Source organism: Comamonas composti DSM 21721 (genome assembly GCF_000429845.1).
Classification (GTDB): Bacteria; Pseudomonadota; Gammaproteobacteria; order Burkholderiales; family Burkholderiaceae_C; genus Comamonas; species Comamonas composti.
Genome location: NZ_KE386972.1, coordinates 154,818 through 164,829 on the forward strand (window position 1 = coordinate 154,818; position 10,012 = coordinate 164,829).

Annotated in this window: 7 protein-coding genes; 5 read left to right on the forward strand and 2 right to left on the reverse strand. The window is 67.1% G+C overall.

Annotation, left to right across the window (positions count from 1 at the left end):
- Position 1: 1 nt before the first annotated feature.
- The 4 genes from G486_RS22875 to G486_RS0119400 are packed head-to-tail and all read left to right on the forward strand — an operon-like array spanning position 2 to position 7,633.
- Positions 2 to 4,111: a YhdP family protein gene (locus tag G486_RS22875; protein ID WP_084455453.1), complete on the forward strand. Its 4,110-nt coding sequence runs from the start codon at positions 2 to 4 to the stop codon at positions 4,109 to 4,111.
- The gene (locus tag G486_RS0119390) at positions 4,108 to 4,923 is read left to right on the forward strand and encodes a carbon-nitrogen hydrolase family protein (protein ID WP_027017026.1); all 816 of its coding nucleotides are present in this window, start codon (positions 4,108 to 4,110) and stop codon (positions 4,921 to 4,923) included. Before G486_RS22875 ends, G486_RS0119390 begins: the two co-directional genes overlap by 4 nt.
- Positions 4,920 to 7,001 (forward strand): PAS domain S-box protein, encoded by a 2,082-nt coding sequence (locus tag G486_RS0119395; protein ID WP_034388504.1) that lies wholly within the window; start codon positions 4,920 to 4,922, stop codon positions 6,999 to 7,001. The genes G486_RS0119390 and G486_RS0119395 overlap by 4 nt, the downstream gene beginning before the upstream one ends.
- A gap of 5 nt (positions 7,002 to 7,006) precedes the next feature.
- Positions 7,007 to 7,633, forward strand: coding sequence for a response regulator transcription factor (locus tag G486_RS0119400; RefSeq protein WP_027017028.1), 627 nt, complete (start codon positions 7,007 to 7,009; stop codon positions 7,631 to 7,633).
- A 157-nt stretch (positions 7,634 to 7,790) separates the two neighbouring features.
- Here the strand turns inward: G486_RS0119400 and G486_RS0119405 are convergent, their stop codons facing one another.
- Positions 7,791 to 8,441 (reverse strand): OmpA family protein, encoded by a 651-nt coding sequence (locus G486_RS0119405; RefSeq protein ID WP_027017029.1) that lies wholly within the window; start codon positions 8,439 to 8,441, stop codon positions 7,791 to 7,793.
- A 140-nt stretch (positions 8,442 to 8,581) separates the two neighbouring features.
- Positions 8,582 to 8,776 carry a hypothetical protein gene (locus tag G486_RS23810; RefSeq protein ID WP_084455466.1) on the reverse strand — a complete coding sequence of 65 codons (195 nt, stop codon included), beginning with the start codon at positions 8,774 to 8,776 and terminating at the stop codon, positions 8,582 to 8,584.
- On the opposite strand from G486_RS23810, the gene mltA reads away from it, so the two are divergent.
- Positions 8,775 to 9,935, forward strand: coding sequence for a murein transglycosylase A (gene mltA, locus G486_RS0119410; RefSeq protein WP_027017030.1), 1,161 nt, complete (start codon positions 8,775 to 8,777; stop codon positions 9,933 to 9,935). The two genes, G486_RS23810 and mltA, sit on opposite strands and share 2 nt — an antisense overlap.
- Positions 9,936 to 10,012 lie beyond the last annotated feature (77 nt).

Here is a 10,012-nt window from a genome sequence, read left to right on the forward strand (position 1 = left end):
GATGAAAGAACCCATACCGCATCCATCCCGCCTGCTCTATTGCATGGCCGGTCTTGCGCGGTGGTCACTGAGACTGGTTCTGGCCTTCTGGCTGTTCGTGGCCTGCACCTGGGGAGTGCTTCACGGCTGGATTGTGCCGCGAATCGGCGAATGGCGTCCCGAGCTTCAGGCCCTGGCCTCGCGCAAGCTGGGCGCAAGCGTTCACATCGGCAGCATCACGGCGCAGTCGCAAGGGCTTTTGCCCAGCTTCGAACTGGCCGATGTGAGCCTGCAGGATCCGCAGCGCGGCACGCAGGCCCTGCACCTGCCACGCGTGCTGGTCTCGCTCTCCATGCGTTCGCTGCTGCGCCTGGGCGTGGAGCAGATCTATCTGGACCGGCCCGAGCTCACCATACGCCGCACGACCGATGGGCGCATCTTCGTGGCCGGCCTCGAGGTCAGCGCCAGCGAAGGTGAACACAACCCCACGGCTGACTGGATTTTTTCCCAGACCGAGCTCGCCCTGGGTGGCGGGCGTCTGAGCTGGCTCGATGAAATGCGCCAGGCTCCCGTGCTGACGCTGGAGAGCGTGGACCTTGCACTGCGCAACAAGGGCCGGGGACATGCGCTGCGCCTGGATGCGACACCGCCTGCCGAGTGGGGCCAGCGCTTCACGCTCATGGGGCGCTTTCGCCAGCCTCTGCTGACCACCCATGGCGGCAGCTGGCGGCGCTGGAACGGCCAGGCCTATGCGAGCTTCTCCGAGGTCGACCTGTCCCGCCTGGGCCGGTACCTGGATCTGCAAGACCTGAGCCTGCAACAGGGCCGAGGTGCCGTGCGCGCCTGGCTGGACCTGCGCCAGGGCCAACCCGTGGGCGCCACAGCCGACCTGGCTGTCCAGGCCCTGCAGCTTCAATGGAAGAGCAACCCCAGGCCTTTGCATCTGCAAGCCTTGAAAGGCCGGCTGGCTGCCCAGCGCAAGAACGGCTACCGAATCTCGGCCCGGGGGCTGGAATTCAGCACCGGCGACGGCCTCGACTGGCCGTCGAGCAACTTCAGCGCCAGCTATACCCCCTCAGGCGCCAGCGCCCAGGGTGCGCTGGGCGAGCATGGAGAAATCCACAGCGACCAGCTGGATCTGGCCATGGCCGCCCAGCTCATGCAGCGCCTGCCGCTGGCGCCCGAGCTGCGCCAGCGGCTGAGCGCGCTCGCCCCTGGCGGGCGGCTGGATCAGCTGCAGCTCAGTTGGCGCGGTCCCTGGCGTCATCCCGCGCAATACCAGGCAAGCGGCCGCCTGAGCCGGTTTGCGATCAACAGCCAGCCCAGCGAGCAGGGGCCCAGGACGCCTGGCATTCCCGGCGCCCGGGGTCTGGACCTTCAGTTCTCCCTGGACCAGAACGGTGGCCAGGCCCAGCTGGGCATCGACGAGGCCGGCCCGCCGGCCCGGCTGTCGTTTCCCGGCGTGTTCGAAGAGCCCGACATAGAGCTGCATCGCCTGCAGGCCAGCGCCCGCTGGCAGCTTCAGGGCTCGTCGATTCGCGTGCAGGTGCCCAGCCTGCGCTTTGCAAACAAGGATACCGAGGGCGAGGCCAGGGCTGAATGGCATACGGGCCAAGGCAAGGCCGGGCAGCCGCGCTTTCCCGGCGTGCTCGACCTGCAGGGCCAGCTCGGCGAGACCGACGGCACGCGCGTGCATCGCTATCTGCCGCTGGAGATCGACGCCGATGTGCGCCGCTACGTGCGCACGGCCATCAAATCGGGCCGCGCCAACGGCGTGAGCTTCAAGGTCCGCGGCGATCTGGAGCAGATGCCGTTCGAGAAGCCCGGCCAGGGCGAGTTCCGCATCGCAGCCAAGCTCCACGATGTGGAGTACGACTACGTGCCCGCCCATCTGCGCGAGCCCGGCGAAAAGCCCTGGCCTGCGCTGACCCGTCTCTCGGGCGAGCTGGTGTTCGACAAGGCCTCGATGGGCGTGCGCCAGGCCAGGGCCAGATTCGCAGACCAGCCCCAGCTGGCGCTGCAGGACATCCAGGCCTCGATTGCCGACCTGTCCCATTCCGAAGTCGAAGTCTCGGCCAAGGTCCAGGGCCCGCTGGACCACATGCTGACCGTGGTCCAGCAATCATCCCTGTCGCAGCTGACCTCTCATGTGCTGGACCAAAGCCGTGCCACGGGCCAGGCCCAGCTGGGCCTGCAGCTCAAGCTACCCATAGAGCACATGGAGCAGGCCAGGGTCTCGGGCCAGGTCGCGCTTGCGGGCAATACGCTGCAGCTCAATGCGGACACGCCGGGCCTGAGCCAGTTGCGCGGCAGCGTGCAGTTTTCCGAGCAGGGCTTTTCCCTGAGCGGCTTGCGGGCCCGCGCCCTGGGCGGCGAGCTGCGTGCCGAAGGCGGCATGCGCGCGCTCGCAGCCAAGGCCGCGCCGCAGGAATCTGCTCTGCAGATCACCATCCACGGCCAGGCCAGCGCCCAGGGTCTGCGCGAGGCGCATGAGCTTGGCTGGATCACCGAGCTGGCGCGCCATGCAAGCGGCCAGGCCGCCTACAGCCTGCAGATTGCCGAGCATCGCGGCCAGCCCAGTCTTCTGGTGCAATCCAGCCTGCAGGGGCTGGCCATAGAACTGCCGGCGCCGCTGGGCAAAAGCGCCGAGACGGCCCTGCCCCTGAGCTATAGCCACACGCTCACGTCCCAGGCACTGGCCTCGGCCCAGGCGCCCCTGCACGACCGCATCGACGTGCGGCTCGACAAGCTGGGCAGGGTGGTCTATGAGCGCGATCTCGAGGCCGGGCAGCCGCGCGTGCTGCGCGGCTCCATCCAGCTGGGCCCGGAAGATGCGTCGTCCCCCTACCTGCCCGAGCGCGGCGTCCATGCCCAGCTGCAGTGGCCCAGCCTGGTGCTCGAGGACTGGCAGGATCTGCTGCCCGATGCGAGCCCGCCGGGCTCCGGCCAGGCGCCCTCCGCACAGTCCTGGCGCGGCTACCTTCCCTCAAGCTTTGCCTTGCGTCTGGGGCAGCTGCAGGCCAAGGGGCGGCAGTTGCATGATGTGGTCGCAGGCATCTCGCGCGACGGATCCTCCTGGCATGGCAATGTTTCGGCGCGGGAGCTCGACGGCCATGTCGAATACCGTGAAGCCAGCAGAACCGATCCCGCAGGCCGCTTCAGCGGCAAGTTCTCGCGCCTGAACCTGCCCGAGAACCGCAGCGAACGCATCGCCGCCTGGCTGAACCACGGCCCGAGGGCCTTGCCGGCGCTGCAGATCGATATCGAGAAGCTGCAGCTCGCGGGCCGGCCGCTGGGGCGGCTCGAGGTCGAGGCCCGCAACCAGCCCGTGCCCGGCGCACCCCAGACGCGCGAGTGGCAGCTCGCGCGCTTTGACATCACCACGCCCGAGGCCTTGCTCACGGCACGCGGCCAATGGCGGCTGTCATCCACGCAACCCGATGACCCGGGCCGTACCGACCTGCAGTTCGAGCTCGACCTGCGCGATGCCGGCCATCTGCTCACACGCTTCGACATGGCGGGAGTGCTTGGCAAGGGCAAGGGCAGCCTGCAGGGCGCGGCCAGTTGGACGGGATCGCCCATCACGCCCGACTGGCGCAGCCTCTCGGGGAAAATGCATCTGGACGTGCAAAACGGCCAGTTCCTCAAGGCCGACCCGGGTCTGGCCAAGCTGCTGGGCGTGCTGAGCCTGCAGGCCTTGCCAAGACGGCTCACGCTGGACTTCCGCGATGTCTTCAGCAACGGCTTTGCCTTCGACTTCCTGCGTGGCGATGCGCAGATCAGCCAGGGCATTGCGCGCACCAACAACCTGCAGATGAAGGGCGTGAACGCCGCCGTGCTCATGGAGGGCTCGGCCGATCTCGACAAGGAGACACAGAGCCTGCATGTGGTGGTCGTGCCCGAGATCAATGCCATGACGGCCTCCCTCGTGGCCACGGCCATCAACCCGGTCATAGGCCTGGGCAGCTTTCTGGCCCAGGTGCTGCTGCGCGGCCCGCTGATCGCCGCCAACACCAAGGAATTTCGCATCGACGGCAGCTGGTCCGACCCCCAGGTCACGGCCCTGCCCCGACGCAAGCTGCCAGCAGAGCCCGACCCTCCATCAGCCCCGACTCAAGGAGAAAAGCCATGAAAGTTGCCGCCCTGCAAATGGTCTCGGCCACCGACTTGCAAGCCAATCTGGCCCAGGCCCTGGAGCTGCTGCGCGAGGCGCATACCCAGGGCGCCGAGCTCGCGGCCCTGCCCGAATACTTCTGTGCCATGGGCTGGCGCGACCAGGACAAGCTGCAATTGCGCGAAGCCTTTGGTCAGGGGCCGATACAGGACTTTCTGAGCCGTGCCGCGCGTGAGCTGCAGCTGTGGATCCTGGGCGGCACCCTGCCCCTTCAAGCCGATGATGCGCAACATGTGCTCAACAGCTCGCTGCTGTTCTCGCCATCAGGCGAATGCGTGGAGCGCTACGACAAGATCCACCTGTTCCACTACGACAATGGCCGCGAGCGCTACGCGGAGGCCGCCGTGGTTCAGGCCGGCACGCAGCCCGTGACCTGCGACATCCAGAGCCGTGACGGCCAGAACTGGCGCCTGGGCCTGAGCGTGTGCTATGACCTGCGCTTTCCCGAGCTCTACCGCCAGCTCTCGGCCCGCGGCTGCGATCTGCTGCTCGTGCCCAGCGCCTTCACCCATGTCACAGGCCATGCGCACTGGGAGGTGCTGCTGCGCGCGCGGGCCATAGAAAACCAGGCCTATGTGCTGGCCCCGGCCCAGGGCGGCCAGCATGAGAACGGCCGCCGGACCTGGGGCCACAGCCTGCTCATAGACCCCTGGGGCAAGGTGCTGGCGCAAAGGCCCGAGGGCGCGGGCCTGGTGCTGGGCGAGCTCTCGCGCAGCAGCCTGGCCCAGGTGCGCCAGCAACTGCCGGCCCTGGAGCACCGCGTCCTGTGAACGGCCTGTCCATCTCTCCTTCTGCAGCCCTGAGCCGCTGGCCCTGGCGGCGCTGGCGCACGGCCTGGCGCCGCTGGTCGCTGTGGACCCTGCTGGTCGTGCTGGTGCTGAGCATGCTGATCACCCTGGTCTGGCTGGCCGGGCGCTATGAGGCTTCCCAGGTCCAGGACAAGCTCGAGCGCGACACCGCAAACGCCGTGGCCGACATACGTTCGGCCCTGGGCCGCAACCTGCAGGACTTGCAGGCGCTCAACGCCCCCAGCCGTACGGATGCCGACTGGCCGGCGCGCGCGGCCCAGCTGCTGCAGGTGCGCCGTGAACTCATGCGCATCGAATGGCGCGACGCCGGCATGCATGTGCTGGGCCAGGCCGAAACGCCTTACCGCACCCAGCAATGGGAAGACCCGCTGCGCTCCCAGGAAGCCCACCCCGAGGCTGCGCTGACCTGCACCCATGCGCGCCGAATCAACGGCCCCTCGTACTCGCCCAGCTATTTCCAGCTGCTGGCCGAAGGCCTGGGCGCAGAGATGATGGAAGTCTGCCTGCCGCTCACGCAAAGCGGCCACATCTCGGGCTTTGTCATCGGCACCTACAACCTGCAAAGCCTGCTCATCGCCCATGTGAGCAAGAACCTGCCGCGCACTCAGGAGGTCTCGTTCACCGAACCCGACGGCACACGCCTGGCATTGCTGGGCGCCTCCTGGCGCGGCACGCGCATGTTCACGGCCCAACAGCTGCTGGACCTGCCGGGCAGCACCCTGGTGCTGCGCATGGACAGTTGGCACCGTGCGCCCAGCGTGTTTCCCAACGTGCTCACGGCCCTGGTCACGCTGATGTCGATTGCCCTGGTCTCGGTGGTCGTGGTGCTGGTGCGTGACAACCGCCGACGCCTGCGTGCCGAACGCGACCTCGGCGACGCCTTGGCCTTTCGCAAGGCCATGGAGGACTCTCTGGTCACGGGCCTGCGCGCACGCGATCTACAGGGCCGCATCAGCTATGTGAACCCCGCGTTCTGCGCCATGGTCGGCTTTACGGCCGATGAGCTGCTGGGCCAGGACCGCGCACCCTACTGGCCGCCGGAGCTGGCCGCCGAATACGCCCAGCGCCAGGATCACCGCCTCTCGGGCGCGACCCCGCCGGTACGCGAAGGCCATGAAAGCATCTTCATGCGCAAGGACGGCACACGTGTGCCCGTGCTGATCTTCGAGGCCCCGCTGATCAACGCCCAGGGCCAGCACACGGGCTGGATGAGCGCCTTCATCGACATCAGCGAACAAAAGCGCATGGAGGAAATCTCGCGCGCCTCGCAAGAGCGCCTGCAGGCCACGGCGCGGCTGGCCACGGTGGGCGAGATGGCCTCGCTGCTCAGCCACGAACTCACCCAGCCCCTGGCCACGATCTCCAGCTATGCCACGGGCTCGCTCAACATGCTGGCCATGGCCGCCGAAGACCCGACCGGGCACAGCAGCGACGGAAAACGCCAGGGCCAGCAATTGCAGGACCTGCGCATGATCATGGAGCGCATCAGTTTCCAGGCCTCGCGCGCGGGCCGGGTCATCAAGAGCGTGCGCGACTTCGTGCGCCGGCGCGACCAGTCGCGTCAGGCGGTCTCGGCCAATGAGCTCCTCGATGCCATCCTGCCGCTGATCACCCTGCAGGCACGCAAGCTCGACGTACGGGTCGTGACCGAGATCGAGCCCGGCCTGCCGGCGGTGTACTGCGATCCGACCATGGTCGAGCAGGTGCTGCTCAATCTCGCGCGCAACGGCATGCAGGCCATGGACTCGCGCGAGATCACGCGCCGTGAGCTGCTGCTGCGCGCCCGGCGCGTTGCCGGGGACTCTCATGGTCGCTGGGTGGAGCTCAGCGTTGCCGACTACGGCAGCGGCATTCCCGAGACGGTGGCGGAGCAGTTGTTCACGCCGTTCTTCACCACACGCGACGAAGGCATGGGCCTGGGCCTGAGCCTGTGCCGCACCGTGGTCGAACAACATGGCGGCCAACTCCAGCATAGCCCTCATGTGCCGCAGGGAACGGTGTTTGCGTTTACGCTGCCCGCTCACACGGAGACCGAGTAACCCCCATGGAACCTGTACCCAACGCCACCGTCTATATCGTCGATGACGATGCTGATGTGCGCGAAGCCCTTGCCTGGCTGCTGCGCTCGCGCCGGCTGCTCAGCGAGTGCTATGACAGTGCAGAAGCCTTCGAGGCCATGCTCCAGGCCCAGCCTGCGCCGCGCCACCCCTGCTGCCTGCTGCTGGACATGCGCATGGGCGGCATGAGCGGCCTGTCCCTGTTCAACCTCATGCTGGAGCGCGGCCAGATCGCGGCCATGCCCGTGATCTTTCTCACCGGCCACGCCGATGTGCCCACGGCCGTGGACACGGTCAAGCGCGGCGCCTTCGACTTCTGCGAAAAACCGTTCTCGGACAATGCCCTCGTCGATCGCATCGTCCAGGCCCTGCAAAACTCCGAGGAGCATCTGGCCCAGTCGCGCGTGCGCGATGCCGTGCTCGAGCGCCTGCACGAGCTCACCGAACGCGAGCGCGATGTCATGCGCCTGGTCGTGGAGGGCATTCCCAACAAGCTGATTGCCGACCAGCTCGATATCAGCGTGCGCACCGTGGAAGTCCACCGCGCGCGCGTGTTCGACAAGATGCAGGTCAAGTCCGCCGTCGAGCTTGCGAATCTGCTGCGGGTGTCCTGACACATAAAAAAGCCGCTGCAAGCAGCGGCTTTTTTATGTGTGAAGTGTTTGGAAACAGGCCCTGGCGAGACAGTCGCACCAGGGGCCAGCCCCGCCCCGTGGGTGCCGTCCCTCCCGCAGAGAGGGCGGGAAGGCGCAAAGCGCCTCAGGGGGAGTCTTACTGCTTGGGCCTCTCGCCCACAAAGATTTCCACGCGACGGTTCATCGCACGGCCGCTGGCCGAGTCATTCGATGCCACGGGCTGGTGCGAGCCACGGCCGTCGGTGGCAATGCGTGCGCCCGAGATGCCGCGTGCCGTCAGGTAGTTGCGTGTGCTGTTGGCGCGGTCCAGGGACAGGGGGTTGTTGATGGCATCCGAGCCCGTGCTGTCGGTATGGCCGACGATGCGCACTTCGGCATTCTGGTTGTTGCGCAGGCCTTCGGCGAAGCGGTCCAGGATGGGCGCGAAGTTGCCCTTGATGTCGGAGCGGCCCGTGTCGAACGAGATATCGCTGGGGATGTCGAGCTTGAGCTGGTTGTCGGCGGTCTGACTCACGTTCACGCCCGTGCCCTGGGTGGCCTGCTCCATCTCGCGCTTTTGCTTTTCCATGTTGTTGGACCAGATGTAGGTGCCCAGGGCGCCCACACCGGCGCCGATCAGCGCACCCGTGCCGGCCTTGCCGCCCGTGACCGAGCCCAGGACCGCGCCTGCCGCTGCACCCGCGCCCGCGCCCACGGCCGTACGGCGCTGGGTATCGGACATGTTGGCACAACCCGAAATAAACAGGACAGCTGCAGTAACGGCAGCCAAAACCACGTGCTTGCGCATAGAAAACTCCTTGTTTGAATGACGGCGATGCTATGGTGCAAAGCCCGCCCTCGCCTTCGGCCTCATGGTGAACGCATGGGTTGGATGCACCATATCAGCCCGCCACCCCGGCTTGCGTAGGACGGATTCTGACCTGCAGGCTATTGTGCTCCCGGCGGCAGCTTGCCGCAGTCATCTGCGCAGCGGCCCGGGGGCTCGTCCTTCGAGCCGGCAGAGCAAAGCCGTTCAGGTTCTGCGGGCAACTCGCCGCGTTTGCGACCGGAAAACATGGTCCACCAGACAATAGCCACCAAAACCACCAGGGCTAGCAGAGCTTCAAGCAAAATCAATCCCATGAATTTCCAACTCCTGCGCCATGCCGCGATGGTGCTGATTGTAGGGAGCCTTGTCGCCTGCTCCTCAACCAAGCAGGTTCACGACCCTTCACCCGTGACAGAGCCCTCGCCCGGTGGCAGCAAGCCGCCGTTCACGGCCAGCATGCCGACCAAGAGCCGCTGGATCGCCACCGACTGGAGCGAGCTGCCCGGCCTGCAGGCCGATGCCCTGCACGAGGCCTGGAATGCCTGGCTCAAGAACTGCGAGCGCCCAAGCACGGCTTTTGCAAGCCTGTGCCGCGAAGTGCGCCAGCTCAGCATCGCCAGCGATGAAGAGCAGCGCAACTGGCTGATCAAGAATCTGCAGCCCTACCGCGTGGAAGCCATGGGCGGCGGCCCCGATGGGCTGATGACCGCTTACTACGAGCCCTTGTTCGAGGCCCGACGGCGGCCCGGCGACGGCTTCAACGTGCCGCTGTACCAGCCGCCGGCCAGCCTGGGCAGCCGCAAGCCCTGGTACACACGCCAGCAGATAGACACCCTGCCCGAGGCCCAGGCCGCGCTGGCCGGGCGCATCATCGCCTGGCTGCGCGACCCCGTGGACGCGCTGGTGCTGCACATCCAGGGCTCGGGCCGGCTGCAGATCACCGAGGCCAATGGCAGCCAGCGCCTGATACGCGTGGCCTTTGCAGGCACCAACGACCAGCCCTACAAAAGCGTGGGCCGCTGGCTGCTGGACCAGGGCCTGGTGCGCGATGCCACCTGGCCCGGCATCAGCGCCTGGACCCAGGCCAATCCCGGGCGAGTCAATGAAATGCTGTGGAGCAATCCGCGCTATGTGTTCTTCCGCGAAGAGCCCTTGAACGAGCTCGATGCCCAGTTCGGCCCCAAGGGCGCGCAGGGCGTGGCCTTGACCCCGGGGCGCTCCATCGCCGTGGACAAGGCCAGCATTCCCTATGGCACGCCGGTCTGGCTGTCCACGCCCGGGCCCACGGTACAGCTCAACCGCCTGGTGTTTGCCCAGGATACGGGCAGCGCCATCGTGGGCGCGGTGCGCGCCGACTTCTTCATGGGCTGGGGCCCCGAGGCCGGCGATCTGGCCGGCCGCGTCAAGCAGGGCCTGCGCCTGTGGGCCTTCTGGCCGCGCAGTCTGGCGGCGCAGGTGCCTAATTTGAGGTAACCCCCTGAGGCGCTTTGCGCCTTCCCCCTGAAGGGGGACGACGCCTTCGCCGCGAGGCGGCTCTTGCTCGGCGTCCC